At 65.5% G+C, this 25,356-nt stretch carries 24 protein-coding genes; 14 read left to right on the top strand and 10 right to left on the bottom strand.

Going from position 1 to position 25,356, the window contains the following annotated elements; genetic code table 11:
- The first annotated feature begins 48 nt into the window (after positions 1-48).
- The 3 genes from EPB08_RS05830 (at position 49) to EPB08_RS05820 (ending at position 3,334) form a co-directional block, all read left to right on the top strand.
- Positions 49-642, top strand: coding sequence for an HAD-IB family hydrolase (locus EPB08_RS05830; RefSeq protein ID WP_130618139.1), 594 nt, complete (start codon positions 49-51; stop codon positions 640-642).
- Between the two features lie 110 nt (positions 643-752).
- Positions 753-1,574, top strand: coding sequence for a DUF5694 domain-containing protein (locus EPB08_RS05825; protein WP_130618138.1), 822 nt, complete (start codon positions 753-755; stop codon positions 1,572-1,574).
- 293 nt (positions 1,575-1,867) lie between these two features.
- Positions 1,868-3,334, top strand: coding sequence for a S10 family peptidase (locus tag EPB08_RS05820; RefSeq protein WP_130618628.1), 1,467 nt, complete (start codon positions 1,868-1,870; stop codon positions 3,332-3,334).
- 67 nt (positions 3,335-3,401) lie between these two features.
- On the opposite strand, the gene EPB08_RS05815 is transcribed toward EPB08_RS05820, so the two are convergent.
- From EPB08_RS05815 to EPB08_RS05795, 5 genes are all read right to left on the bottom strand, one after another.
- Positions 3,402-4,388 (bottom strand): TraB/GumN family protein, encoded by a 987-nt coding sequence (locus EPB08_RS05815; RefSeq protein WP_165418420.1) that lies wholly within the window; start codon positions 4,386-4,388, stop codon positions 3,402-3,404.
- Positions 4,389-4,586: 198 nt separating this feature from the next.
- The gene (locus tag EPB08_RS05810) at positions 4,587-6,017 is read right to left on the bottom strand and encodes an aldehyde dehydrogenase family protein (RefSeq protein WP_130618136.1); all 1,431 of its coding nucleotides are present in this window, start codon (positions 6,015-6,017) and stop codon (positions 4,587-4,589) included.
- A 14-nt stretch (positions 6,018-6,031) separates the two neighbouring features.
- Positions 6,032-7,675, bottom strand: coding sequence for an acetolactate synthase large subunit (locus EPB08_RS05805; RefSeq protein ID WP_130618135.1), 1,644 nt, complete (start codon positions 7,673-7,675; stop codon positions 6,032-6,034).
- A 176-nt stretch (positions 7,676-7,851) separates the two neighbouring features.
- A complete protein-coding gene (gene xseA, locus EPB08_RS05800) occupies positions 7,852-9,246 on the bottom strand; it encodes an exodeoxyribonuclease VII large subunit (protein ID WP_130618134.1) in 1,395 nt (464 codons plus the stop codon).
- A gap of 115 nt (positions 9,247-9,361) precedes the next feature.
- Complete coding sequence (locus EPB08_RS05795) at positions 9,362-10,828, bottom strand: phospholipase D-like domain-containing protein (protein WP_130618133.1); 1,467 nt, start codon at positions 10,826-10,828, stop codon at positions 9,362-9,364.
- Positions 10,829-10,948: 120 nt separating this feature from the next.
- Here EPB08_RS05795 and EPB08_RS05790 point away from each other — a divergent pair, with 120 nt between their 5' ends.
- Positions 10,949-12,952, top strand: a complete 2,004-nt coding sequence (locus EPB08_RS05790) for an acetyl-CoA hydrolase/transferase C-terminal domain-containing protein (protein WP_130618132.1) — start codon at positions 10,949-10,951, stop codon at positions 12,950-12,952.
- Complete coding sequence (locus tag EPB08_RS05785) at positions 12,939-13,289, top strand: GFA family protein (RefSeq protein ID WP_130618131.1); 351 nt, start codon at positions 12,939-12,941, stop codon at positions 13,287-13,289. The genes EPB08_RS05790 and EPB08_RS05785 overlap by 14 nt, the downstream gene beginning before the upstream one ends.
- 52 nt (positions 13,290-13,341) lie before the next feature.
- Here the strand turns inward: EPB08_RS05785 and EPB08_RS05780 are convergent, their stop codons facing one another.
- Complete coding sequence (locus tag EPB08_RS05780; protein ID WP_165418419.1) at positions 13,342-14,082, bottom strand: helix-turn-helix domain-containing protein; 741 nt, start codon at positions 14,080-14,082, stop codon at positions 13,342-13,344.
- Between the two features lie 200 nt (positions 14,083-14,282).
- Between EPB08_RS05780 and ispG the strand changes: the two genes are divergently transcribed.
- The 5 genes from ispG to EPB08_RS05755 all read left to right on the top strand — a co-directional run bounded on the left by ispG (position 14,283) and on the right by EPB08_RS05755 (position 18,265).
- Entirely contained in the window at positions 14,283-15,539 is a 1,257-nt protein-coding gene (gene ispG / locus EPB08_RS05775; protein ID WP_130618129.1) for a flavodoxin-dependent (E)-4-hydroxy-3-methylbut-2-enyl-diphosphate synthase, read from the top strand.
- Positions 15,540-15,547: 8 nt separating this feature from the next.
- Positions 15,548-16,216 (top strand): class I SAM-dependent methyltransferase, encoded by a 669-nt coding sequence (locus EPB08_RS05770; RefSeq protein WP_130618128.1) that lies wholly within the window; start codon positions 15,548-15,550, stop codon positions 16,214-16,216.
- Positions 16,217-16,232: 16 nt separating this feature from the next.
- Positions 16,233-16,526 carry a DUF1905 domain-containing protein gene (locus EPB08_RS05765; RefSeq protein ID WP_130618127.1) on the top strand — a complete coding sequence of 98 codons (294 nt, stop codon included), beginning with the start codon at positions 16,233-16,235 and terminating at the stop codon, positions 16,524-16,526.
- A 107-nt stretch (positions 16,527-16,633) separates the two neighbouring features.
- On the top strand, positions 16,634-17,452 hold the full coding sequence (locus EPB08_RS05760; RefSeq protein WP_130618126.1) for an HD-GYP domain-containing protein: 819 nt from the start codon (positions 16,634-16,636) through the stop codon (positions 17,450-17,452).
- A 135-nt stretch (positions 17,453-17,587) separates the two neighbouring features.
- Positions 17,588-18,265 (top strand): MarC family NAAT transporter, encoded by a 678-nt coding sequence (locus tag EPB08_RS05755; protein WP_130618125.1) that lies wholly within the window; start codon positions 17,588-17,590, stop codon positions 18,263-18,265.
- An 84-nt stretch (positions 18,266-18,349) separates the two neighbouring features.
- On the opposite strand, the gene EPB08_RS05750 is transcribed toward EPB08_RS05755, so the two are convergent.
- The gene (locus tag EPB08_RS05750; protein ID WP_130618124.1) at positions 18,350-19,309 is read right to left on the bottom strand and encodes a GlxA family transcriptional regulator; all 960 of its coding nucleotides are present in this window, start codon (positions 19,307-19,309) and stop codon (positions 18,350-18,352) included.
- Between the two features lie 113 nt (positions 19,310-19,422).
- Here EPB08_RS05750 and EPB08_RS05745 point away from each other — a divergent pair, with 113 nt between their 5' ends.
- Positions 19,423-20,064 (top strand): cysteine hydrolase family protein, encoded by a 642-nt coding sequence (locus EPB08_RS05745; protein ID WP_130618123.1) that lies wholly within the window; start codon positions 19,423-19,425, stop codon positions 20,062-20,064.
- Here EPB08_RS05745 and aat read toward each other — a convergent pair.
- Positions 20,050-20,781 (bottom strand): leucyl/phenylalanyl-tRNA--protein transferase, encoded by a 732-nt coding sequence (gene aat, locus EPB08_RS05740; protein WP_130618122.1) that lies wholly within the window; start codon positions 20,779-20,781, stop codon positions 20,050-20,052. The genes EPB08_RS05745 and aat overlap by 15 nt on opposite strands.
- Positions 20,782-20,881: 100 nt before the next feature.
- Between aat and EPB08_RS05735 the strand changes: the two genes are divergently transcribed.
- Positions 20,882-22,285 carry a serine hydrolase domain-containing protein gene (locus EPB08_RS05735; RefSeq protein WP_165418418.1) on the top strand — a complete coding sequence of 468 codons (1,404 nt, stop codon included), beginning with the start codon at positions 20,882-20,884 and terminating at the stop codon, positions 22,283-22,285.
- On the opposite strand, the gene EPB08_RS05730 is transcribed toward EPB08_RS05735, so the two are convergent.
- Positions 22,282-23,433, bottom strand: a complete 1,152-nt coding sequence (locus EPB08_RS05730; protein ID WP_130618120.1) for a GNAT family N-acetyltransferase — start codon at positions 23,431-23,433, stop codon at positions 22,282-22,284. The two genes, EPB08_RS05735 and EPB08_RS05730, sit on opposite strands and share 4 nt — an antisense overlap.
- Positions 23,434-23,643: 210 nt before the next feature.
- Positions 23,644-24,609: a thioredoxin-disulfide reductase gene (trxB, locus tag EPB08_RS05725; protein ID WP_130618119.1), complete on the bottom strand. Its 966-nt coding sequence runs from the start codon at positions 24,607-24,609 to the stop codon at positions 23,644-23,646.
- Between trxB and EPB08_RS05720 the strand changes: the two genes are divergently transcribed.
- Positions 24,608-24,847 (top strand): hypothetical protein, encoded by a 240-nt coding sequence (locus EPB08_RS05720; RefSeq protein WP_130618118.1) that lies wholly within the window; start codon positions 24,608-24,610, stop codon positions 24,845-24,847. The genes trxB and EPB08_RS05720 overlap by 2 nt on opposite strands.
- A gap of 215 nt (positions 24,848-25,062) precedes the next feature.
- Positions 25,063-25,332, top strand: coding sequence for a hypothetical protein (locus EPB08_RS05715; protein ID WP_205746292.1), 270 nt, complete (start codon positions 25,063-25,065; stop codon positions 25,330-25,332).
- Positions 25,333-25,356: the final 24 nt, after the last annotated feature.

The following is a 25,356-nucleotide window of genomic DNA, read 5'->3' as shown; positions in this document are numbered from 1 at the left end:
GTGCGCTCCTACACAAGAACGAGAACCCGAATCTAGTAAAGGGAATGCATGAATCTGGCTTTGTTCGATTTCGATGGCACGATCACCACCAGGGAGCTGTTTCGTCCGTTTCTGGAATTTGCCGTGCCGTCGATCAGGTTGCGTTGGGGCGGTCTGCTGCTGTCGCCGATGGTGCTGGGCTACAAGCTGGGCATCGTGCCTTCCAACACCATGCGTGCGAGTGCCGTCCGGCTTGGCCTGCAGGGTATGGACGAGGCGCATGCGAACGAGCAGGGGCGTCGTTTCGCCCGAGACATCATTCCCCGAGCCGTGCGCGACAATGCGCTCGAACGCATCCTCTGGCACAAGCAGCAGGGCGACCGCGTGGTGGTGGTCTCCGGTGCGCTGGATATCTATCTCTCCCATTGGTGTCGGCAGCACGGTCTTGAGTTGCTGTGTTCGGAGCTGGAGAGAAATCAGGGCAGGCTCACCGGGAGATACAGGGGCGCGCAATGCGTGGGTGCGGAGAAGCGTCGTCGGGTTCGCGCGGCATACGACGTCGATGCCTATCCGGTCGTCTACGCCTATGGCGACACGCACGAAGACCGCGAGCTGTTGCAGATGGCCCATCGCCGCTACTTCCAGTGGCGCGAGGTGGCCTGAGCCGAGCGCCGCCTCCATTAAACCCTGCTGCACCCCGAGGCATCCAAGCCGGACTTTGCGTGCAGGCGGCCGGCGATGGTCGCCTGCGTGATCTGCCTCAGGAGATGCACATGTTGCCAGCTCGTTCGTGGAAGACCGTTGCAGCCGGAACCCTTGGCCTGATCATGGCGCTGGCCGCGCCAACGACGATCGCTCAATCGAAGCCGGAACCCGTCCAGGTCATGATGGTTGGCCTCTTCCACCTGTCGAACCCGGGTCACGATCTCCACAACATGAAGGTGGACGACGTGCTGGCACCCAAGCGCCAGGCGGAGCTGGCCGCCATCACCGATGCGCTGGCGCGGTTCAAGCCCGACAAGGTTGCCGTCGAGTGGCCGCGTGATGCGGTCGACGAGCGCTATCCCAAGTATCTGGCCGGCACGCTGGCGCCGTCGCGCAACGAAGTCGTGCAGCTTGGCTTTCGCCTGGCCAGGACGGCCCATTCCACCGGCGTGTATGGCATTGACGCTGATGGCGATTTTCCCTATGAGCCCGTCAAGGCCTATGCCGATGCGCATGGCCTCGCCGGCCTGCTCGACGCCGAGAGTGCCAAGGTCGACCGCCAGATGGCCGAGCAGCAGCGGCTGCTCGCCGAGCAGGGCCTTTCGGCGGCGCTGCGGCGGGTCAACGACCCGGCCGTGATCCAGCAGGACAACAGCTTCTACCGCACCGCGCTGCGCATGGGTTCGGGTAGCGAACAGCCCGGTGCCGAGCTGCTCACCGCCTGGTATCGCCGCAACTTCCTCATCTGCGCGAACCTGCTGCAGCTGGCGAAGCCGGGCGACCATATCGTGGTGTTCTACGGCAGCGGCCACGCATTCCTGCTGCGGCAATGCGTGAGCGAGACGCCGGGCTTCCAGCTCGTGGAACCGAACGACTACCTGCCTCGCTGAGCGGGTCGCGTACGATTTTGCGGGGTTGTGGCAGGTTGGCTTGCTCGACCCGTGCCTAACGGCACTGGTGTCCTCGGTTGGCCTGCCGCTTCTATGGCGGTTGCATCCGACACCAGCATGGCTGCGTCTGTTGAGCGCAGCGGGGAGCGTGCGTGTCGGGCATCTGCGTAGCTAACTGCCATTTGGCCTTTGCGAGATTCCTGATGAAGCTAGATTTGCCTGTTTGTGGTCGCACCGCCCGCGCGGGGCGTGGTGCCGCCTGGTTTGCTGCCGTGTTTGCCTTGGGCGTGGTCATGTCGCCGTGGTCGCTCGCCATGGCGGCCGAGGGCAAGGACGCCAAGCCGGCTGCCGAGGCGGAAAAGAAGGCCGACGCGGAGCTCTCGCCGCTGCCGGCCGACAAGACCATCAAGCAGAGCGTGCGCGTGGGTGGCCGTACGGTGTCCTATGAGGCGACCGTGGGCACCATCCCGGTGCGCGACGCCAAGGGCAAGAAGATCGCCGACGTGGTCTACACCGCCTATGTGGTGCCGGGCAACGACCCGCATCGTCCGGTGACGTTCGCCTTCAACGGCGGTCCGGGTGCTTCGTCGGTGTACCTCAACATGGGTGCGATCGGGCCCAAGCGCATCCAGTTCGGCGTGGATGGCGATGCGCCGTCCGATGCAGCCGTGACCAAGGACAACCCCAACACCTGGCTCGACATGAGCGACCTGGTGTTCATCGATCCGGTCGGCACCGGCTTCTCGCGTTCGCTGGAGGACGAAGACAAGACCAAGAAGGATTTCTACTCCACCGAGGCGGACATCAAGTACCTCTCGCGCGTGGTGTACGACTGGCTGGTCAAGCACGGCCGCCTGCGCGCTCCCAAGTACGTGATGGGCGAAAGCTATGGTGGCTATCGCGCGCCGCGCATTGCCTATGAACTGCAGACCCACATGGGCGTGGGCGTGAACGGCCTGGTGATGGTGTCGCCGTACCTCGATCCGGCCGCCATCGGTGATGGCGATGCGTTGTCGCCGCTGCCGTGGATGATCAACCTGCCGTCGATGACGGCGGCCCACCTGGAATCCCAGGGCCGACTGACGCCGGCTGCGATGACGGATGTGGAGAACTATGTCCGCACCCAGTTCGTCACCGACTTCCTGGCGGGGCGTTCGGATCCGGGCGCGATCGGTCGCATGGTGCAGAGGGTGTCGGGCTACACCGGTCTTGATCCGTCCGTGGTGTCCAAGCTCGACGGTCGCGTCGACATCGGCACCTACCTGCGCGAGATCCACCGTACCGAGAAGAAGATCGGCAGTGTGTACGACTCCAACGTCACCGCATTCGATCCGTTCCCGGGTTCGGCGCGTCGCCAGTCGGGCGACCCGATCCTCGAGGCGCTGCTGGCGCCGACCACCAGTGCGATGGTCGATTTCGTGACGCGCGAGGTGGGCTGGAAGACGGATGCGCACTACGAGGCGCTGTCCTTCACCGTCAACAACGCCTGGGATCGCGGTGAGTCCGACGACAAGCCGGTGGCCGACCTGCGCAAGGCGATCGCCAACGACCCGAACATGAAGGTGCTGATCGTGCACGGCTACAACGACCTGTCGTGCCCGTTCTTTACCTCGCGCCTGATCATCGACCAGATGCCGACCTTCGGTCAGCAGCAGCGCGTGAAGCTGTCGGTGTATCCGGGCGGTCACATGTTCTATAGCCGCGACGGCAGTGCATCCTCGTTCAAGGCGGATGCGGCCCAGCTCTACGGCGCGAAGTAAGCCGCACAGGCAAGACAAAGGCCCGGCCGCCGCAAGGCGCGCCGGGCCTTCTTTTTTTTGGTACTGATTACTGCTTGAGGTCGGCCGGCGGCTGCACCAGGTAGCCCATCGACCTCAGCGTCGCGAGATAGCCCGTGGGCGACATCAACTGTTCCATCGTCAGTACCGCGACCGTGCGCCGGTTGCGCGTGAGCGCGAGGTCGGCTTCCTTCACCCATGCAGCGTTGATGCGTTGGGGCAGGTCGTTGACATTGAGCTGATGCTCGAAATCACCATTGATCGCGCTCACCACGCAAGGTTCGCGGCTGCCCTGCATGAGCTTTTGCAGCGTGGACGTGTCGCCGGTGGCCCAGGCATTGGCGCGCTCGGTGAGCTTGGACATGTCGTGCTCGATGATCTGCATCGTCTCGTCGAGACAGGCGATGCCCTGCTGCTGGTCGCTGTCCACGCTTCCGGTGGGCTCCGCTACCTTGCGTATCACCAGTTCATAGCGAACGGGCACCTGCCGGGCGCCGTGCTTGCGCGCAAGCTTCTCGACGATGTCCTCGATGTCGGTGTCGCCCGTCAGGCCGTGGGCGCTGAGCGCCTGGGTGAACAGCTGCTCGGCGACGATGATCGGGCGCTGGTACTCGTAGGCGTCGTCGTCATGCAGGTACTCGCGCCGCAACACCCGCCAACGCTCGTACATGTCGGAGGGCAGAAGGTGTTCCAGCGTCGCACCGCCCGGGTTGAGGCGTGCCGCCGGCTGCAGTGCCAGGCGGGAGAACAGGCTGGGCGGCATCTTCAGGCGTGCCGAAGGCGCCTCGAGCATCTCGCTGGATTTCCCCAGTGCCTGCTCCAGTTGTGTCCACTGCCAGGTGGCGTACTTCGGCAGCGGCGAGATGGTGCCGAGGATCCACAGCACATGATCGCCCTTGCGAACCTCCCACAGCGCCGGTCCGGGCTGTGCTCCCCGCACGGTGACCGCCTGCAGGTTGATGGGTTTGGCGGGTGTTTCAGGCGAGCTCGTGGTGGGCGCTGGCGGGGCCTGTTGCGCCAGGGCGCTGGCACTCATGAGCAGAGCGCCCAGACACAAGGCTAATTTCGTGGGCATCCGTCGGGCTCCACCGGGGGCAAGGGGCATATCGGGGCATGCCGGGTTGGGTGTGAAGATTGAACACCACCCGGCACCCGGGCGCCACAAGCGGCGAAAGCGGGTTCATGGGGCGTAAAAGCTCGCGGCGCCGGTCAGCCTGGCGTCGCGACGCTGCACTCAGAGTTCGCGCATCACCATGAGCCGGATTTCCGTCATGTCCTCGATGGCGCAGCGCACGCCCTCGCGGCCGATGCCGGAGAGCTTGATGCCGCCGTAGGGCATGTTGTCCACGCGGAAGCTGGGCACGTCGTTGACGACCACGCCGCCTTGCTCAAGCTCGTTCCAGGCGCGCATGGCATGGGCGAGGCTGTCGGTGAAGATGCCGGCCTGCAGGCCGTAGTCCGAATCGTTGACCATGGCCACGACCTCGTCGAAGTCGCGGTAGGGCGAGAGCAGGGCGAAGGGGCCGAACACTTCCTGGCGATGCACCTTGGCGCTGGTCGGCACGCTTTCCATGAGGGTCGCCTCCAGCATGGCGCCGTCGCGCTTGCCGCCGCACAGCACCTTGCCGCCCGCCTTGCGGGCCTCCTCGATCCAGCCGTGCAGGCGCTCGGCCGCGGCCTCGTCGATCATCGGGCCAAGGAAAGTGTCCTTCTTCTTCGGATCGCCGGCCTTGAGCTTCTTCACGGCCGCAACGAGGCGCTTCTTCAGCTCGTCGTAGATGTCCTTGTGCGCGTAGATGCGCTGCACGCTGATGCAGCTCTGGCCGGACTGGTAGAACGCGCCGAACACCAGGCGATCGATCACGCGATCCAGGTGCGGGCCCTGGTCGGCGTCGATGATGCAGGCGGCGTTGCCGCCCAGTTCCAGCGTCACCTTCTTGTGGCCGGCGCGCGTCTTCAGGTCCCAGCCGATCTGGCTGCCGGTGAACGACAGCAGCTTGAAGCGCGGGTCTTCCACCAGCGGGTTGGCGTGCTTGCCGTCCAGCGTGAGCACCGAGAACGCGCCCTTGGGGAGGTCGGTTTCGGCCAGTACTTCGCCGATGATCAGCGCGCCGATCGGCGTGCGTTCGGCCGGCTTGAGCACGAACGGGCAGCCGGCCGCGATCGCCGGCGCCACCTTGTGGGCGACGAGGTTCAAGGGAAAGTTGAACGGGGTGATGAATGACACCGGCCCCAGCGGCACGCGCTTGGTGTAGCCGTGATAGCCGTCCAGGCGCTTGGCGAGCTCCAGGTTGATGGTTTCGCCGTTGACGCGCACGGCCTCCTCGGCGGCGATGCGGAAGGTCTCGATGAGGCGGGTGACTTCGCCGTCGGAATCCTTGATCGGCTTGCCGGCTTCCACGCATAGCGCATAGGCGAGTTCCTCGCGACGCTCAGCGAAGCGCTGCGCGCAATGCTGCAAGACCTGCTGGCGTGCCCATGGCTTGAAGTCACGCATGGGGCCGGTGGCCTTCACCGCAGCGGCGATGGCTTTCTCGGTGGCCTTGGCATCGGGTACGGCCACGCGCGTGGCGACCTTGCCGCTGTACTTGTCCAGCACGTCCATCGTTTCTTTCGAGGTCTGCGGCTGGTTGGCGAGGTAGTAGGGATAGCTTTTGGCGAGCATGGAGACTCCAACGATCAGACGGCTGCGCTGAGCCGGCGGATCTCTTCGTTGAGGATGCGGTGATTGTCCGAATAGTCGATGGCCAGATCGATCAGGTGCACGCCGCCGGCGTCGAACACGCGCTGCAGCGTGGGCAGGAATGCGCCGGCGCTGCCGGGGCGGTGGCCGTGAGCGCCATGAGCTTCGGCGAACTTCACGAAATCCGGGTTGCCGAAGGTCATGCCGTAGTCGGCGTAGCCCATCTCGGCCTGCTTCCAGCGGATCATGCCGTAGGCGTCGTCGCGCAGCAGCAGGATCACCAGGTCGAGCTTGAGGCGTACGGCGGTTTCCAGCTCCTGCGCATTCATCATGAAGCCGCCGTCGCCGCAGATCGCCAGCACCTTGCGCTCGGGGTAGACCATCTTCGCCGCCATCGCCGAGGGCAGGCCGGCGCCCATGGTGGCCAGCGCGTTGTCGAGCAGGATGGTGTTGGGCTGGCGTGCACGGTAGTAGCGCGCGTACCAGATCTTGTACATGCCGTTGTCCAGGCATAGCACGGCGTCGTCAGGCATGAAGCTGCGCGTGTCGTCCACCACGCGCACCGGGTGCATGGGGAAGCGATCGTCGCTCGCATGCTCCTCCAGCTGCTTGTGGAAGGCCTCGCGCACGCGATCGAAGAAGCTGAAGTTCCAGTGCTCTTGTGCCTGTAGCGCATCGGTGAGGCGTTCGACGGTGTGAGCGATATCGCCCACCACTTCGATCTGCGGAAAATAAACCGCGTCGACCTCGGCGCTGGAGAAGTTGATGTGGATGACCGTGCGCCGTCCCTTGCGCATCAGGAACGGTGGCTTCTCCACCACGTCATGGCCGACGTTGACGATGGCGTCGGCCGCGTCGATGGCCCGGTGCACGAAGTCGCCATCGGACAGCGCCGCATTACCCAGCCACAACGGATGGTCCTCGTCGATCACGCCCTTGCCCATCTGCGTGGTGAAGAACGGGATGCCGAGCTTGTCGATGAAGGCGCGCAACGCCACCGTGGTGCGCTGCCGGTTGGCGGCCGCGCCGATCATCAGGATGGGATGCCTGGCCTTGCTGATCGCCTCGGCGGCCTGCACCAGGGCGGCATCGTCGGGCGAGGGACGGCGCGCGTACTCGGTGGGCAGCAGGATTGCTTCCTCGACGCTGTCGCGGGCGATGTCCTCGGGCAGTTCCAGGTGTACCGCACCGGGGCGTTCTTCTTCCGCCCGGCGGAAAGCTTCGCGGATGCGTGCCGGAATCGTCGCGGCCGAGACGAGCTGGCGTGTGTACTTGGTCAGCGGCTGCATCATGTCCACCACGTCGACCAGCTGGAACAGGCCCTGCTTGTGTTCGCGGATCGGCTTCTGGCCGGTGATCATCAGCATCGGCATGGCGCCGAGTTGCGCATAGGCCGCTGCGGTGACGAGATTGGTGGCGCCGGGGCCCAGGGTGGAAAGCGCCACGCCGGCTTCGCCGGTCAGTCGCCCCCATGTCGCGGCCATGAAACCGGCGGCCTGTTCATGGCGGGTCACGATCAGGCGGATCGATGAATCTCGCAGTGCTTCCACCAGGTCCAGGTTTTCTTCGCCCGGCACACCAAAAATGCTGTGTACGCCTTCGGCTTCCAGTGCCTTCACGAACAATGCCGCTGCCTTCATGCCGCGCTCCCGTGATCGGAACGCGAAGGATGCGGGATGGATCGTTCACATCGCGTGAGCCGAATCGATTCGCACGCTCGCCTGTAGGAGCGCACCCAGTGCGCGAAAAGCCTACGGAGCGGTGATGCTGCGGTTCTGCGATCGCGCACTGGGTGCGCTCCTACAGAAAGCTCGTGTCACTGCTTTTTCGGCGCTCCCTGTGCGGGGTTGGGGCCTGCAATCAGAGGCAGCTCGCCATCCGCAAGCCGCCCCCGCAGCTTTGCCCCTTCAGTGACGCCTTGCGCGGAACGCACGACCTTGCCCTGCTCATCGAACAGGATCGCGTAACCGCGGTCCAGCGTGGCCAGCGGGCTGATCGCATGCAAAGCGCGAGCCGCCTGTCGCAGCGTGAGTTGCTCGCGTTCCAGGCGTCGCTCCATCGACTGGCGCAGGCGTTGCGACAGTTCCGCCAGGCGGCGGCGCAACAGCAGCAGGCGCAGCCGTGGATGTTGGGCGATCAGGCGTGCGTGGGCGCGTTCCAGCGCCACGCTACGCATGCGGGCCTGCTCGCGTTGCACGCCAAGCAGCCTTCGCTGGAGGTTGACCAGTCGCTCGCGGTCACGAGCCAGTCGCGCCTGCGGCTTCTGCGCCTGCAGGCGTGCATAGAGATGATCCACGCGCTGGATGCGCGACTGCAGCTTGCGTTGTTCCAGCACGGCGAGGCGCTGCTGCAGTTGCTGCAGGTGCCGCTGCATCGCTGCGGCGTCGGGCACCAGCAATTCGGCCGCGGCCGAGGGCGTGGGGGCGCGAAGGTCCGCCACGAAGTCGGCGATGCTGAAATCGATCTCGTGGCCGACGGCGGACACCACTGGCACGGCGCTCGCATGAATCGCGCGGGCCACCTGTTCGTCGTTGAACGCCCACAGGTCTTCCAGTGAGCCGCCGCCACGGGTCAGCAGCAAGACATCGTAGCGACCGCTGGCCGATGCCTTGCGCAGCATGCTGGTGATCGCCGGCGGTGCTTCGCGACCCTGCACGGGTACGGGCAGCACGTCGACCTCGGCCAACGGCCAGCGCCGCGACATCACGCTGAGCACGTCGCGGATCGCCGCGCCGGTGGCCGAGGTGATGACGCCGATGCGGCGTGCATAGCGCGGCAGGGGGCGCTTGCGTGCCGGATCGAACAGGCCCTCGGCATCCAGGCGTGCTTTCAGTTGCTCGAATTCGCGCTGCAGGGCGCCTTCACCGGCCGGCTCCATGTGCTCGGCGACCAGCTGGAACTCACCGCGCGGTTCGTACAGGCCCACGCGCGCCCGTACCAGCACATGCATGCCATCCGTGGGGCGGAACTTCAGCCAACCGGTCTTGGGGCGGAACATGGCGCAGCGCACCTGGGCGCCGGCGTCTTTCAGGGTGAAATAGAGGTGTCCCGACGCCGGGCGCGCCACGTTGGACAGCTCGCCCTCGATCCAGATCAGCGGCAGCGCGTCCTCCAGCAGATCACGCACCAGCCGGTTGAGCGAACTGGGCGTCAGGATCTGGCGAGGCGGATTACCGCCGGGGTCGTGGCTGTAGTCGTCGGGCGAGCGCATGGACGCGGGAGCCTAGCACGACCGGAGAGGCATGAATGCTTGGATTACATTCGCTTGCCGGATCAAGCATAGCAAGATCTTGAAGCAAGCCGCCTATCTCATTGATAGTTAATTATTAATCCTGCGGTGGGTCGTCGAGTTCCACCGCGCGCTGGCGAAACCGCCTTCTCAATCGCCACGCACGAACCCCAAAGTTGAGGGCCAGCCAGGCGGCCACGGCACCCAGAGGCCAGCCGATCACGGCGGGCCAGAGGAAGCCCACGACGGCTAGCGCCGTCAGGGCGAGGGTGCCGGTTATCAACGGGCCCGAGGCGGTGTCGCCCAGGACGCGTCGGTCCGTCAGCGCGGCGCCTACGGTATTGGCGATGCGCAGTGCCCCCGCCGCTGCGCGCCCCGAGCTGCCGCCCATGGGGCGCGGGCGTGGTTGGGTGTAAGGCACCTTGCTTTGCACGTGGTCCCGGTGTGGCCGCCAGCGGCGCGGAGCGAGCACGATTTCGGTGGCGTGTTCCAGGTCGCGCTCGTACTGCTCGGCCAACTGCCGGGCGAAGCCGCTGTCTTCGACCGCCACGTCGATCTCGCGGTTGCTTAGCCAGCTTGCCACGTTGAGATTGGAGGAGCCCACGCGCGCCCAGAGCTTGTCCGCCACCGCGGTCTTGGCGTGCAGCATCGAGCCGTTCCATTCGAAGACGCGGACGCCAGCTTTCAGCAGCGGCCGGTAACCGGATCGCGACATCCCGGCCACAGCAGGAATATCGCTGCTGCCAGGCACCAGCAGGCGCACGTCCACGCCATCGCGCGCCGCCGAAGCCAGGGCCTGCACATAAGGCGCGATGCCGATGAAGTAGGCGTCGGTCAGCCATAGCGTCCGCTTCGCCATCGCAGCGATGAGCTGGTCGAGGCGATACATGCCTGCCGTGGCGGGCTGGGTCGCGATGACGCGCAGGGCCACCGAGCCGGCCGGCTCCTGTGGTTCGGGGCGTGTCGGGAAAGGGGGCAGTGGCGAGCCGATGTTCGCCCAGCTTTCGGCGAAGGCGTGCTCCATTTCGGCGACAGCCGGGCCGCGAAGCGCCACGCCGGTATCGCGCCATGGCGCCACGCCGCGCGCCGGATCGCCCAGCCATTTCTGGCTGATGCATACGCCGGAAAGGAAGCCGTGCACGCCATCGACCACCAGCAGCTTGCGGTGATCGCGGCTGATCCAGCCGAAGGGTTGACCAAGCTGCGGCGGATTGAAGGCGCGTACTTCGCCGCCGGCCGCACGCAACGGTCGCCAGAAGCTGTCGCGCGATTGACCCTTGCAGCCCAGCCAGTCGTACACCACGGCGACCCGAACGCCGCGTTTGGCGCATTCGACCAGGGCGTCGCGAAACTCCCGCCCGACGGCGTCGTCGCGAATGATGTAGTTCTCCAGCAGTACTCGCTGGCGGGCGCCACGGATGGCTGTGAGCCACGCGTCATAGTGGGCGGCGGCATCGATCAGCAGCTCGACGGCATTGCCACCAAGCAGCGGTGCACCGGCGGCGCGGCTCAACGCCTGTTCGGCTAGCAGTCGGGCAGGCGCGGACGCGAGCTTCGGATTCATGGGGGAGAGTAGGGCATGTCATCCGGCTTTCTTCAAGCCGCGTTCACCCCGTGCGTGCGTCCAATACGCATCACTCGACTGGTGGTGTCGTCCCGATGAACCTTCTGTCATGCTCGTTCCATGTCGCCTGAGCAGTGTTTCACCGACATCGAAGGCTGCGCCCATCACATCGCCGAGCGACTCGGCCCGGACCTGCGCGTCGCTGCACCACTGGGTCTCGGCAAGCCGCATGGCTTGCTCAACGCGATCTATCGGTTGACCAAGGCGGACACGTCGCGCTCGCTGTCGCTCTATACAGCGCTTTCGTTGACGCGTCCGCGGCCTGCGCCCGGCCTTGAAGCCCGCTTCCTCGGCCCCTTCGTGGAGCGCCACTTCGGCGCCGATGCGGTCGATCCCGAGTATGCCGTGGATCAGGCGCGCAACGCGTTGCCTTCAAACGTGGCGGTCCACGAGTTCTACATGCAGTCCGGTGCCTTGCTGCACTCGGGCAGTGCGCAGCGCAACTACATCAGCCAGAACTACACCCATGTCGCGCGCGACCTCGCGGTGCAGGACATCAACCTGCTGGTGCAGCTGGTGGCGCGACGCGAGACACCGGAAGGCGTGCGTTACAGCCTGTCCTGCAACCCGGACCTCACGCTCGACTTCCTCGAACAGGTCGTGCAGTCCGGCAAGCCACGCCCGCTCTGCGTGGCGGTGGTGCATCCGGACCTGCCCTATGTGAGCGGGCATGCCGAAGTGACGCGCGATTACTTCGATATCGAGTTGCGCACCGAGACATCGCCGCCCTTGTTTGCCGTGCCCCGGCAGCCGCTCGATGTCGTGGAATACGCCCTGGGCATGCACGCGAGCGCGCTGGTGCGCGACGGTGGCTGCCTTCAGATCGGCATCGGTGCGTTGTCGGATGCGCTGGTGCATGCCCTGCGCTGGCGACAGCAGGACAACACGCAGTGGCGTCGCGCGTTGGTGGCGCTCGATCCGCGCGGCGGCACCCATGCCCTGGCGACGCGCATAGGCGGTCTCGCGCCGCTGCGCACCGGCCTCTATGGCGCGAGCGAAATGGTGATGGATGGCTTCATGCACCTGCAGCAGGCGGGCATCCTCAAGCGACGCGCGTGGGACAACATCGGCCTGGAGCGCGCGGCGGCCAGTGGGCGGTTGTCGCCCGAAACGCCGGGTGGCCATTACCTGCGCGGCGCGTTCTTCCTTGGCTCGAAGGCGCTGTACGACTGGGTGGCGGCGCTAGAGGCCGAAGACGCAGATGCGCTGGACATGTGCCGCGTTTCCAACGTCAACCAACTCTACGGCGATCATCAGGTGCTTGCTTCGCTGCAGCGTCGCGGCGCGCGCTTCTTCAACACCTGCATGATGGCAACCTTGCTCGGCTCGGCCGTTTCCGATGGATTGGAGAACGGCGAAGTCGTCAGCGGAGTCGGTGGCCAGTACAACTTCGTGGCGATGGCCCACGAGCTTCCGGATGGCCGCTCGGTGCTGCTGTTGCGTTCGACGCGCGAAGGACGCAGCGGAGTCGAGACCAATATCCGCTGGAATTACGGTCACACCACGATTCCGCGCCACCTGCGCGACCTGTTCATCACCGAATACGGCGTCGCGGACTTGCGCGGCAAGACCGACAGCGAATGCATCGAAGCGATGCTCGCCGTTTCTGATGCGCGCTTCATCGATGCCCTGTGCGCCGAAGCCAAGGCGCACGGCAAGTTGGCAGCGGACTTCCAGGTGCCGGAGCGCTGGCGCAACAATCGACCGGAATTCCTTCGCGACGCGCTGGCTCCCTGGCAGGTCAAGGGGGCGCTGGTGGCATTCCCCTTCGGCAGCGACTTCACTGAAGTCGAGCAGCAACTGTTGCCGGCGCTCACCTGGCTGAAAGCGCGCGGGAACAGCTGGCGCGGGCGGCTCGATATCCTTGGTGCTGCCCTCAAGCCTGGCGACATGGTTCGTGGTGAAATGGAGGCGATCACCCGGATGGGTTTCGACGCGCCGGCCGGCATGAGCGACCGCCTGTGGCGTCGCCTGCTCAGGGCCGCCTTGCGCAGGACAGGGAGCCCGGCAGAACCGGCGAGCGTCAAGCCGGAACAGGACGGAGGCGAAGATGCAGAAGGGTAGTTGTCATTGCGGGCGCGTCACCTTCGAGGTAGAAGGCGATCCCGCCGGCGTGGTGGAGTGCAATTGCACGCACTGCAGCCGCAAGGGGTTCCTGCTGTGGTTCGTGCCGCGCGAGCAGTTTCACCTGCACGCGGCCGACGATGCCTTGTCGAGCTATCAGTTCAACCGGCACGTGATCGACCATCGCTTCTGCACGCAGTGTGGATGCCAGCCTTTTGCCTATGGCAAGGATCCGAAGACGGGTGCGGAGATGGTGGCCGTCAACGTGCGTTGCCTGGAAGGCGTGGACCTGGCGTCCATGGAACGGCGTTCGTTCGACGGGCTTCACCTGATGTGAAAGCGTGCCACTGGCCCGCAGGAGCGCAGTCCGCGCCCCTGCGGTGATCGCGTCAGCTCATCAGCAGCGACTGCCCGAGTTCGCGCAGGGCAGGCAGGTTGAGCACGTGCAGGCCGTGGCGGTCGAGGGCCACCAGGTCGCGCTGGCGGAAGCGGCCCAGCAGGCGGCTCACCGTTTCCGTGGTGAGGCGCAGGTGATTGCCGATATCGGCGCGGGACATCGGCAGAGGCAGGTAGTCGGCGGACAGGCCCAGCAACGCACGGCGATCGCGCATGTCGACCAGAAAGGCGGCGAAGCGCTCTTCGGCCAGGTAGTTGCCGCCACTGAGCTGCAGGCGGGAGATGCGATGGCTCGCGGCATTCATGAGATGCCAGGGCACCTCCGGCTGCTCCATGGCGACCTGGCGCACGGCTGAATACGGGAAGCGGCAGAACTGGGTCTTGCCCAGCGCCACCACGGCGTTCTCGTGCAGCTCGCGATCGATAGCGTCCAGGCCGATCATTTCACCCGGCAGATGGAAGGCCAGCACCTGTTCGCGGCCCGCCACGTCCACCGCCACCGTCTTGGCCATGCCCGACTGGACGGCATAGAGCGCGCGGAACGGCGACATGGGGCGGTAGAGGTACTCCCCGGTGCGCAGCGGGCCGATGCGTTCGGCGATATGGCGCAGGCCCGAGAGCTCGGCGCGGTCATAGCCGCTGGCCTGGCAGACGGAGGCATGTCCGCAGCCTGCACAGGAGGGCGAAGGGGTCATGCGGTTGGCGCCATCCTGGCGTGAATATGTCTGAAGCATGGTGCGCTGAGGCCTCCTGGTCCTTGCTCGGTATCCAGGGCGCCATGATCCTCGCAAGCGGGACGGGAATGGCTGTGCTGCGCGTTTATGCCGCATCGCTGAACCACGTTTCCGGCTTGCTAGGGCGGCCCGGGGCATTCGGTTATCCTCTTGCAGTTGCCGCACCCGCCCGCGGCCCCGAAGTGCAGCCGAATCCATCCATGAGCGACCAGTCTTCCTCCCCCCGTTCCGCCCAGCCCGCTTCGCGTCGTCCGAGTGTCGGCGTCAAGATCGGCAAGATCACGGTCGGCGGTGGCGCACCCATCGTGGTGCAGTCGATGACCAATACCGACACCGAAGACCCGTCGAGCACCGCCAGGCAGATTGCCGAGCTGGCCCGCGCGGGTTCCGAGCTGGTGCGCATCACGGTCAATACGCCGGCCGCCGCGGCCGCGGTGCCGCGCATCCGCGACAAGCTGGCCATGATGGGCGTGGACGTGCCGATCATCGGCGACTTCCACTACAACGGTCACCAACTGCTCGAAGCCGAGCCGGCCTGCGCCGAGGCGCTGGCGAAGTACCGCATCAATCCCGGCAACGTCGGTTTCGGCAAGAAGAAGGACAGCCAGTTCGCTTCGATCATCGAGATGGCGCTGCGCTATGACAAGCCGGTGCGCATCGGTGCGAACTGGGGTTCGCTCGACCAGTCCATGGTCGCCATGCTGATGGACGAGAACCACAAGCGTGCCGAGCCCTGGGATGCGTCGCATGTGGCGCGCGAGGCGCTGATCCGTTCGGCGCTGGATTCGGCGATTCGCGCCGAGGACATCGGCCTGCCGCGCGATCGCATCATTCTTTCGTGCAAGGTCTCGGGCGTGCAGGAGCTGATCGCGGTGTATCGCGATATCGCCGGCCGCTGCGACTATGCGCTGCACCTGGGCCTGACCGAGGCCGGCATGGGCTCCAAGGGCATCACGGCGTCGTCCGCTGCACTGGCCGTGCTGCTGCAGGAAGGCATCGGCGACACCATCCGCATCTCGCTGACGCCCGAGCCGGGCGCGTCGCGCACCGGCGAGGTGATCGTGGCGCAGGAGCTGCTGCAGACCATGGGCCTGCGTGCGTTCACCCCGCTGGTCACGGCCTGCCCGGGCTGCGGTCGCACCACCAGCGAATTCTTCCAGGAACTGGCCCGTACCGTGCAGTCGCACGTGCGCGAGCAGATGCCGCTGTGGCGCGTGAAGTACGACGGCGTGGAGAACCTCACGCTCGCCGTGATGGGTTGCGTGGTCAATGGCCCGGGCGAATCCAAGCACGCCAATATCGGCATCTCGCTGCCGGGCAATGGCGAGGCGCCTTCGGCACCCGTATTCATTGATGGCGAGAAGGCCATGACCTTGCGTGGCGACAACATCGCCAACGAGTTCATCGGCATCCTCGACAACTACGTGGCCACCAAGTACGCCAGCCGGGCTGGCTGAAGCGACGCATGAACGGCGTCGCGAGCGAAGCACTCATCCTCGACGCCTGGCAGGCCAACGCGCAGGCATGGGAACGTGCCGTGCGTGGCGGCGTCATCGAAAGCCGCAAGCTGGTGACCGACCGGGCCATCGTCGAGGCTGTGCTTTCGCGCACGCCACGCAAGGTGATCGACCTGGGCTGCGGCGAGGGCTGGCTCGCCAGGATGCTGGCCGCGACAGGCATCGAGGTGACGGGCGTGGATGTCGTGCCGTCGCTGGTGGACGCCGCGCAGAAGCAGGGCGGTGGCTCGTTCAGGGTCATGTCCTATGAAGACGTGGCCGCCGGTGCCTTGCATGAGCGCGCGGATGTCGTGGTATGCAATTTCTCCCTGCTGGGGCATGCCTCGGTCGATGGCTTGCTGGCAGCCGTCCCTGGCTTGCTGGAGACGGGCGGGGTGCTGCTGGTGCAGACGATCCATCCCTGGTCGGCTGGCGTGGAGCCCTACCGCGATGGCTGGCGCGAAGGTTCCTGGGCCGGTTGCGGCGAGGGCTTCGGCGAGCCAGCCCCGTGGTACTTCCGCACCCTGGACGGCTGGATGGCCAGCTTCCGGGGTGCCGGTTTGCGGCTTGTCGACCTGAAAGAGCCCATCCACCCTCACACAGGCAAGCCCGCGTCCGTTATCTTCATGGCGGGGTAAGCCTTGGGGGCAGGGAATGAACAGGCATCGCGCAGTAGCGTTTCGTGCCGTTGTTCAGAGTGGGCAGAAGCAATGGCTGGTGCCGTTACCGTTCGATCCGATTACCAAATGGTCCACGCCGGCGCGTCCGTTGTGGCGATGCGGCCATGGACATCGTGTCCGTGGCAGCCTCAATGGACAGACGTTTCGTGCGCTCGTGGTGGAGCGTGCGGGCGGCTTCTGGCTGTTGCTGGAAGAGTCGCTCGCCATGGCTGCCGAGCTGGGCGCAGGACAATCGGTGGATGTCCTGCTCGAGCCGGATGACGCATGATCCACGGGAGCGTGACTGGGTCGCCTGGCAGGCGCCACGTCTACGGGTATGCTGCACGCGCTGTGACAGTTCCGGGCGGATGCCGGGACGGCGAATAGGGAGGAACGGTGACCGTCAGGCCACAAATTCGCACTGTTGCCATTTATGTGACGCTGGCGTTGGCATGGGTCTACCTGTCCGATCGCCTGGTGTTTTCGCTGGGCTACGACGAGCGCACGCTGGGTTGGCTGCACAGCCTGAAGGGCGCCATCTTCGTGGTGCTTACCGGGGCGTTGCTGTACTGGCTGATCGGGCGCGACATGCGCCGGCTGGATCGACTCAATCACATGTTGCTTGGCGGCAACGAGCAGTCGTTGCGCGTGCTGGTATCCGCCATGGACGCCCGGCACAAGGAAACCCGAGATCATTCCGAGCGCGTCATGCGCATGACGGTGGCACTCGCGCGCATCGCCGGACTCGAGGGCGACAGTTTGCGCAACGTGCGATTCGGGGCGCTGCTCCACGATATCGGCAAGCTGGCGTTGCCGGATGCCATCCTGGTGAAGCCGGGGCCGCTTACCCCTGAAGAAACCGCCGTGATGCGTACGCATCCCACGCTGGGGCGTGACCTGCTCATGCGCACCGCGTTCCTGCGTCCAGCGATCGACATTCCGTATGCGCACCATGAACGGTGGGACGGCACGGGTTATCCGCGTGGATTGGGTGGCGAAGACATTCCACTCGCGGCGCGCATCTTCAGCGTGGTCGACGTATGGGATGCCTTGAGTTTCCCGCGCGTCTACAAGCCCGCTTGGCCCGAGGACGAAGTGATCGATTATCTGCGCAAGGCGGCGGGCGGCCAGCTGGATCCGGACATGGTGGCGCTGTTCCTGCGGCACTACGACGAGCTGAAGGCGATTGGGCTGGATCCGGTGGCGAGCCACTGAGCGACTGGCCTGGCAGGCGAGCTGCAATCATCGGCGGCCATCATGGGGCCCGAGGCGCCACTGGCAGAAAGCGGATGCTTCTAACGTCCGGGCGTCGCCGTTAGGCTGTGCTCACCGTATTGGGAGTGGAAGTCCATGCTTGCCTTCCTGGATTACGTTGCCTTCGGCCTGTTGGGCCTCCTGCCTATTGCCAACCCACTGACCAGCGCCACGGTGCTGCTCGCGTTAACGGGGCGCTATCCCGCGGCGGAGCGTAATCGACAGATCAACCGGGCCACGATCTATTCGATCGTCGTGCTGCTGGTGTGTTTCTACGCTGGCAATGCGGTGATCAGTGGGTTCGGCATTTCGATCCCTGGCCTGCGCGTCGCCGGTGGCCTGATCGTCAGCTATATCGGTTTCGGCATGCTGTTTCCCCCGGCGCGCGTGGCGGAGGACGAAGTGCAGGCGGAGATGGCCTCGCACGAATCGACGGCCAAGCTGCCGGATATCGCGTTCATTCCGCTCACCATGCCGTGCACGACCGGCCCGGGCACCATCGCCTTCATCATCAGTGCTTCGGCGGCGGCCTCCGAGAATGGCGTGCTGTTCACGCCGATGATGCACGCCGTGGCGATCACCACGACGCTGTTGTTCGCCCTGGTGTTCTGGCTTTGCCTGCGCGGCGCCACCAGCATCATGAAGTGGCTGGGCGAGACGGGCATCGATGCGCTGGCGCGCCTGATGGGTTTCCTGCTGGTATGCATCGGCGTGCAGTTCGTCATCAACGGCATCCACGAACTGCTCAAGGTGTGGGGCTTTGTCGTCGCCTGAGGTGTCGCGCGCTCTCTGCTTGCCGGGTCATGATCTCTCCCGGGAAATAACGGCTTCGTTCTGCTGGAGCCCGGCCGCAATACGCTACCCGAGGGAGGCGCAGAACGTGCGTCGGTACTGCGTGGGTGAGGTGCGGTAGGCACGCTGGAAGTGTTGCCGCAAGGTTACCGGTGAGCCCAGCCCGATCGTCGCGGCGATGCGCTCCAGCGGCAGCTGGGTGGTCTCGAGCAGGCGCTGTGCTTCGCTCAGGCGTTGCGACAACAGCCAGTCGCCGAAACTGCTGCCGGTGAGCTGGCGGAAGTGGCGGGTGAAGCTGCGGCGACTCATCGCGGCCTTTTCCGCGATGTCGTCCAGGCTGTGCTCCTGGTCGAGGTGGCGCTGCACCTGTTCGAGCAATCGGGCCATGCGGCGATCGGACGGCGCCTCGGGCATCGGTTGTTCGATGAACTGCGCCTGCCCGCCGCGACGGAACGGCGGTACGACCATGCGCCGGGCGATGCGATTGGCCATGTCCGCACCCAGCATCTCGCGCACCAGATGCAGGCAGCAGTCGATGCCGGCGGCGGCACCGGCCGAGGTCACGATGTTGCCTTCATCGACGTAGAGCACATCGGCATCGACCTGTACTTGGGGAAAGCGCTCGGCCAGATCGTTCGCCCAGCCCCAGTGGGTGGTGGCCTGCCGGCCATCGAGCAGGCCGGCGTGGGCCAGTACATAGGCGCCCAGGCACAGGCCGACCACACGTTTGCCCCGCGCCGCGGCCTTGCGCAGCTGCAGCAGCAGCGCCTGCGGCGGTATTTCGGCCGGGTCGCGCCAGGAGGGCACGATGATGACGTCCGCGTGCGCCAGTTCGTCCAATCCGTAGTCCGTGCCGATGGAAAAGCCCGCGGCACTGGTGAGGCGTCGCCCTTCGGCCGAGCACACGCGCAGGCGGAACGGCGAACTGCCTTCCGGCGAGGGTGACTGGAACACCGCGCAGGGCACGGAAAGATGGAACGGAAGGATGCCCTCGAAGGCAACCACGGCGATGCGTATGCGTCGCATGAGGGATATTCCTGGTGGCCCGATCACATCGATCATTGTCCTTCAGGCCACTCGTGTGCAAGTGCGCCGCCGGCGCACCATGCACTCCATCCAAACACGCAAGGAGCTGTGCCATGGCTGTCTCTCCCCGCCGCGCGCTGATCGTGGTCGACGTGCAGAACGAGTACTTCACCGGCAACCTGCAGATCGAATACCCGCCTTCGTCCGGCTCGCTGGCCAACATCACCCGGATCATGGACGCCGCCACGGCGGCGGGCGTGCCGGTGATCGTGATCCAGCAGGATTCACCCGCGAACGGACCGGCATTCTCCGTGGGCAGCCATGGCTGGCAGTTGCACGATGAGGTCGCCTGGCGCCATCGCGACGCGCTGTTCAACAAGCCGCTGCCCAGTGCCTTCAGCGACACCGGCCTGGCCGCATGGCTGGAGGCGCATGCCATCGACACGGTGACCGTCGTGGGTTACATGACCCACAACTGCAACGACACCACCATCAAGCATGCGTTCGATCGCGGCTTGTCGGTCGAGTTCGTGCACGATGCCTCCGGTGCCGTCTCGTACGCCAACCGCGCCGGTTACGCGAGTGCCGAGGAGATCCATCGCGTGTTCAGCGTGGTCGAGCATTCGCGGTTCGCGGCGGTGCTGGGTACGAACGAGTGGCTGCAGGCGCTGGCTACGGGCGAAGTGCCGGAGCGCGGTGACATCCTGGGTTCGTACCGGGCCGCGCAGTCGCGCCAGGCTTCAGCGGCTGCCTGAAGGAAGCACCTGGGCCAGCGGCGTGAACTCCTTCCACGGGCCCGGCTGTCCTGGCAGGTGGGCGAGCTGGCTCACGGTGCGCAGGAACTGTGGGCGTGGGTATTCCACTGCGCCCAACGCCAGCAGGTGGGCATTGGTCACCTGCGCGTCGATCCACGGAAAGTCCCACTGGCGTAGCAGTTGGGCGAGTGCGGCGAGCGCGACGCGCGAGCCGCCACTCTCGCGACTGAACATCGATTCGCCGCAGAACAGGCGGCCGACGGCAATGCCGTAGATGCCGCCGACCAGTCGTTCCTGTTCCCAGACCTCGACGCTGTGCGCGTGCCCGAGCGCATGCAGCCGCGTATAGGCCTCGACCATGGCGGGCACGATCCACGTGCCGCTCTGGCCGGGGCGCGGTGCGGCGCAGGCTTCCACCACCTCTCGAAATGCGTGGTCCACGGTGATGTGCCACGACACCTGCGCAAGGCGACGGCGCAGGCTGCGGTTGGGGTTCAGTGCCGGGGTATGAAAGACGCAGCGTGGGTCGGGCGACCACCACAGCAACGGCTCGTCTTCGTTGAACCAGGGGAAGATGCCCTGCGCGTAGGCCGCAAGCAGGCGGCGCGGCGAGAGATCGCCGCCGAATGCGAGCAGGCCGTTGGGCTCGTCCAATGCCTTGCGCGGGTCCGGAAAATGCTCCGGCTTGGCCGTATCGAGCAGGGGCAGTCGAATCATGGCGCCTGGATCATCGGTAGGGCGAGTCGGGGATGTCGGTACATGCTACCGGCACGGCGATGTGGTTAGCATGTCCCACCCTTGCGTCCACGGAGTTGGCATGCGTCGTCGTTACCTGTGCTGGATGGCCTTGCTTGCCCCTGCGGCCATGGCGTCCTCGCCATCGATCGACCCGGCGCTGGCCAGCCGCATCGATGCTGACGCGCAGGTGGTGCTGCAGCGTACGGGCACGCCAGGCGCGACCATTGCGATCTATCGGTACGGCGCGCCGCTCTACGTTCACGCGTATGGCCTAAGCGATCGCGAGCGCAACACGCCTGCGATCACGACGACGCATTTCGAAATAGGCTCCATCACCAAGCAGTTCACGGCCGCCGCGATCCTCCAGCTGCAGGAGGCCGGGAAACTCGATATCAACGCCACGCTGGCTACCTATCTGCCGGATGCGCCACACGCGAAGGAAGTGACGCTGAAACAGCTGCTGTCCCACACCAGCGGCATGCCGGAATATCTCGACGGGCCCGACGTCGAGGCGTGGGCCGTCAAGCCGGCGACGTTCGGCCAGATCATGGCGCGCATCAAGGACCGGCCGCTGGATTTTCCGCCCGGCACGCGCTGGTCCTATTCCAACAGCGGCTACGTATTGCTGGGCCGGGTGATCGAGGTGACGTCGCACGAGTCGTACGAGCACTACGTAAGGACGCATCTGCTGGCGACGGCAGGCATGACCCACACGACGACGGTCGCTGACGAGGCGCGCGTGGCGGGCATGGCGAAGGGCTATCGACATGTGGATGGCAAACTCGGGCTGGCGCCGACCATCCATGCCACGGTGGGCTGGGCCGCGGGCAACCTGGTGTCCACCGTGTCGGATCTGGAGCGCTGGAACGTAGCGCTGCAGGGCGGAAAAATCGTGCGCCCCGCGGACTACGCGCTGATGACAACGCCTGCGGCGGGAAGCACGGACTACGGCCTGGGCCTGTTCGTCGACACCCTCGACGATCAGCCGCGCATCGGCCATACCGGTGGTTCGTTCGGGTTCACCACGTCGAACCAGTATTTTCCGAAGCAGGGCATCCAGATCATCGCGTTCACCAATGTGGGCGACAATCCGGAGCCGGGGCAGATGCTGGTGACGGCGACGTTCGAGGCGCTATATCCGGATCTTGCCGCTGGCGCGCGCAAGCCCGCTGCCGGTGAAGTCCCTGCGATAACAGACGTGGCGCGCCAGGCATTCGCCCGGCTGCAGGGCAGGGGCGACGATCTTTCCATGTTCGACGACAGGCTGAAGGCGAAGATGGATTCTGGGCTTTCGCCGCGCATGGCCAAACAGCTGTCGCCATTCGGTGCGCCGTCTTCCTTCATCTACAAGGGGCAACGCCCGGACAAGGAAAAGAACCGCGTCTGGAACGACTACCGGATCGACTTCGGTCCCGGCAACAGTCTTCCCTTCGGTGTGGAGCTGGACGCCAACGGCAAGGTGGCCGGCATTTCCATCGGCTAGGACATGCCTGCCTGCGCGATGTGCGCGTAGGGGCTGTGCTGCAGCAGCTCCCGGGCGTAATCGTCCATGGCTTCCGCTTCCTGTGTCAGCGCCTGGCGCACGGCGTCGCGGAAGCTCTCGTTGACCAGGTAATGGCGTGAGTGCGTGCGCACGGGAAGAAAGCCACGTGCGAGCTTGTGTTCGCCTTGCGCGCCCGGTTCGAAGCGTTGCAGTCCGTGCCGTATCGCGTGCTCGATGCCCTGGTAGTAGCACAGCTCGAAGTGCAGGCCGGGTACGTCCACTTCCGCACCCCAGTAGCGGCCGTACAGCGTGTCGTGACTCTGCAGGAACAGCGCCATTGCCACGATGTCACTGTCCATGCGCGCCATCGCCACCTGCACGGCATCGCCCATCGTTTCGCCAAGCGCCGCGAAGAACGGGCGGGTAAGGGCGGCATGGTTGCCCTTGCTGTCGAAGGTGGCCTCGTACAGCGCATGGATGCGTCGCCACTCGTTGGCTGTCAGCTCGCTGCCTGTGCGCATTTCGATGGCGAGCCCGCTCGCGGCGACATGCGTGCGTTCCTGGCGGATGTTCTTCCGCTTCTTGTGGTTGAGCGCGGCGAGAAAGCCGGCGAAGTCCTCGTGCCCGTGGTTGCGCCAATGGAATTGCACGTCCGAACGGCTCAGCCAATCGCCATCGAAAGCGGCCAGTTCGTCGTCGCGAAGAAAGTTGGCGTGCACGGAGGAGAGGTTCATCCGCTCGGCGAAGGTCTTCATCGCGCCGGCGAGCGTCGCTTGCAGTGTGGCAGTGCGAGGGCCTTGTCCTGCCAGCAGGCGAGGGCCGGGCACAGGTGAGTAGGGCGCGGCATTGAGCAGCTTGGGGTAGTAGTCGCCGCCGGCGCGCTCCCATGCGCTGGCCCAGCTCCAGTCGAACACGAATTCGCCGTGCGAATTGCCCTTGAGATAGAGCGGCGCCGCGGCGACCAGTGCGTCGTTCTCATAGAGGCCGAGATGATGCGCACGCCAGCCCCAGTCGGGGCGGATGCAGCCGGTGCGTTCGAGCAGGGCAAGGAAGGCGTGCGAGACGAACGGGTTGTCGTCGGGCCGCAGCGCATCCCACGCCTCGGCGGGGATGCTGGCAATGCTGTCGTGGAAGCGGGCTTCGATCACGTCTCAGTCAATACGCGGATGGCGCGATGGGCCTCGTGCTGTCGGCAGGTGCGGCCCTTGTGGGCTGCGTCCAAACCTTCATGCCTCAAGACACTGGATCCCAGCTTTTGCTGGGATGACGACAATGAAGCGTGGCGGGATACGGAGTTCCTCATCTTCAAGCTCGTCATTCCCGCGAAAGCGGGAATCCAGTGACTTGCCACGTAACCGTCAGCTCGCCGGACCCTGCTGGTCGAGCCAGCGCTCGGCGTCGAGCGCGGCCATGCAGCCGAAGCCGGCGGAGGTCACCGCCTGGCGGTACACGTGGTCGGCCACGTCGCCGGCAGCGAACACGCCCGGCACCGAGGTCATGGTGGCCATGCCGGCCAGGCCGCTGCGGATCTTGATGTAGCCGTCGTGCATGTCGAGCTGGCCGTCGAAGATGCCGGTGTTCGGCGTGTGGCCGATGGCGACGAAGAATCCGGTGACCGGGATATCGCGCGTCACATCGGAGTTGATGTCCTTCACGCGCACGCCGGTCACGCCGGTGTTGTCGCCCAGCACTTCATCGACGGTGTGGTTCCACACCAGCTCGATCTTGCCGGCAGCCGCCTTCTCGAACAGCTTGTCCTGCATGATCTTCTCGGCGCGCAGCTTGTCGCGGCGGTGCACGAGATAGACCTTGCTGGCGATGTTGGACAGGTACAGCGCTTCCTCGACCGCGGTGTTGCCGCCGCCGATCACCGCCACTTCCTGCTCGCGGAAGAAGAAGCCATCACAGGTGGCGCAGGCGGACACTCCCTTGCCCTTGAAGTGCTCTTCGCTGGCAATGCCGAGGTACTTGGCGGTGGCGCCGGTCGCGATGATCAGCGCGTCGCAGGTGTATTCGCCGGAATCACCCTTCAGGCGGAACGGGCGCTGCTTGAAGTCCACCGTATGGATGTGGTCGAACACCATCTCGGTCTTGAAGCGCTCGGCATGCTCAGCCATGCGCTGCATCAGCGCCGGTCCCTGCAGCCCCTCGACATCGCCCGGCCAGTTGTCCACCTCGGTCGTCGTCATCAGCTGGCCGCCCTGCTGCAGGCCGGTGATCATGGTCGGCTTGAGGTTGGCGCGTGCGGCATAGACGGCGGCGGTGTAACCGGCGGGACCGCTGCCCAGGATCAGCAGGCGGCTGTGCTTGGTGGCTGTGTTCATGCGTTCCTTCTATCCGCCAACGGCGGTGGTGTTCGTGGATGGGTGGAATCCGGTGCCGGTCGCGGCGGCGACCAGGCTCCTGGGTATGGTGTTTCGGCGCGCCCCGTATATGGAGGTTCCGAACCTGGTTTTCATCGAGGCAAGGCCTATCCCTTTGACTTTGCTGCAAATGCGCAAGCGTGGCCTGCGCGCGCATCGTGGCGGGAATGTGAAAACGGCCTGCCCGCCATGGCTATAATCCTTCGGGTTTGCTGGCGACTCGTATAGTCTTACGCTCCATGGCCTTGCGACGGTTTCTTCAAGTCGTGTCGCAGGTAACGGAACGAGGCTTCCGGACCCGCAAGGATGGGGAAGTCGCCGGGCCGATTCAAGGCTGCTGGATCGGGTTTGCCACGCCGGTTTCGGTGTGGCGCCGGTGCCGCTTGATGGTTTCCCTCACAGGATTCATTCCCCGTGCGTGTCGGTACTCCCCCCGAAACCAGGACCCTCGAGAGTGGCATCGCCCCCATTCCCGCCGTTGCCCACCTGGCGCGCCAGGCCTGCATCACGAATATGCTGCGTGTCGCTCCGCAGGCCTCGTCGGTGGCGATTTCTGCCGCTATCCTCCCCTACGTGCAGCGTCTGGCCGGCGGCAATGAATCGTGCCAGTTCGAACCGCTGCAAAGGGGCATCAACGTCGACAACGGCGAGCTGGTTCATCCGGCGCTCAAGGGCATGATCTAAGGTCTAGCCCGCCGTTTCGACGGA

This window comes from Dyella amyloliquefaciens, assembly GCF_004296575.1.
Classification (GTDB): domain Bacteria; phylum Pseudomonadota; class Gammaproteobacteria; order Xanthomonadales; family Rhodanobacteraceae; genus Dyella; species Dyella amyloliquefaciens.
This window is presented reverse-complemented; position numbering and strand designations above follow the sequence as displayed.

Excerpts from the sequence above, each read along its gene's own strand:
- EPB08_RS05830 (WP_130618139.1), top strand. The coding sequence starts at position 49 with ATGAATCTGGCTTTGTTCGATTTCGATGGCACGATCACCACCAGGGAG.
- EPB08_RS05825 (WP_130618138.1), top strand. The coding sequence starts at position 753 with ATGTTGCCAGCTCGTTCGTGGAAGACCGTTGCAGCCGGAACCCTTGGC.
- EPB08_RS05820 (WP_130618628.1), top strand. The coding sequence starts at position 1,868 with ATGTCGCCGTGGTCGCTCGCCATGGCGGCCGAGGGCAAGGACGCCAAG.
- EPB08_RS05815 (WP_165418420.1), bottom strand. The coding sequence starts at position 4,388 with ATGAGTGCCAGCGCCCTGGCGCAACAGGCCCCGCCAGCGCCCACCACG.
- EPB08_RS05810 (WP_130618136.1), bottom strand. The coding sequence starts at position 6,017 with ATGCTCGCCAAAAGCTATCCCTACTACCTCGCCAACCAGCCGCAGACC.
- EPB08_RS05805 (WP_130618135.1), bottom strand. The coding sequence starts at position 7,675 with ATGAAGGCAGCGGCATTGTTCGTGAAGGCACTGGAAGCCGAAGGCGTA.
- xseA (WP_130618134.1), bottom strand. The coding sequence starts at position 9,246 with ATGCGCTCGCCCGACGACTACAGCCACGACCCCGGCGGTAATCCGCCT.
- EPB08_RS05795 (WP_130618133.1), bottom strand. The coding sequence starts at position 10,828 with ATGAATCCGAAGCTCGCGTCCGCGCCTGCCCGACTGCTAGCCGAACAG.
- EPB08_RS05790 (WP_130618132.1), top strand. The coding sequence starts at position 10,949 with ATGTCGCCTGAGCAGTGTTTCACCGACATCGAAGGCTGCGCCCATCAC.
- EPB08_RS05785 (WP_130618131.1), top strand. The coding sequence starts at position 12,939 with ATGCAGAAGGGTAGTTGTCATTGCGGGCGCGTCACCTTCGAGGTAGAA.
- EPB08_RS05780 (WP_165418419.1), bottom strand. The coding sequence starts at position 14,082 with ATGCTTCAGACATATTCACGCCAGGATGGCGCCAACCGCATGACCCCT.
- ispG (WP_130618129.1), top strand. The coding sequence starts at position 14,283 with ATGAGCGACCAGTCTTCCTCCCCCCGTTCCGCCCAGCCCGCTTCGCGT.
- EPB08_RS05770 (WP_130618128.1), top strand. The coding sequence starts at position 15,548 with ATGAACGGCGTCGCGAGCGAAGCACTCATCCTCGACGCCTGGCAGGCC.
- EPB08_RS05765 (WP_130618127.1), top strand. The coding sequence starts at position 16,233 with ATGAACAGGCATCGCGCAGTAGCGTTTCGTGCCGTTGTTCAGAGTGGG.
- EPB08_RS05755 (WP_130618125.1), top strand. The coding sequence starts at position 17,588 with ATGCTTGCCTTCCTGGATTACGTTGCCTTCGGCCTGTTGGGCCTCCTG.
- EPB08_RS05750 (WP_130618124.1), bottom strand. The coding sequence starts at position 19,309 with ATGCGACGCATACGCATCGCCGTGGTTGCCTTCGAGGGCATCCTTCCG.
- EPB08_RS05745 (WP_130618123.1), top strand. The coding sequence starts at position 19,423 with ATGGCTGTCTCTCCCCGCCGCGCGCTGATCGTGGTCGACGTGCAGAAC.
- aat (WP_130618122.1), bottom strand. The coding sequence starts at position 20,781 with ATGATTCGACTGCCCCTGCTCGATACGGCCAAGCCGGAGCATTTTCCG.
- EPB08_RS05735 (WP_165418418.1), top strand. The coding sequence starts at position 20,882 with ATGCGTCGTCGTTACCTGTGCTGGATGGCCTTGCTTGCCCCTGCGGCC.
- EPB08_RS05720 (WP_130618118.1), top strand. The coding sequence starts at position 24,608 with ATGCGTTCCTTCTATCCGCCAACGGCGGTGGTGTTCGTGGATGGGTGG.
- trxB (WP_130618119.1), bottom strand. The coding sequence starts at position 24,609 with ATGAACACAGCCACCAAGCACAGCCGCCTGCTGATCCTGGGCAGCGGT.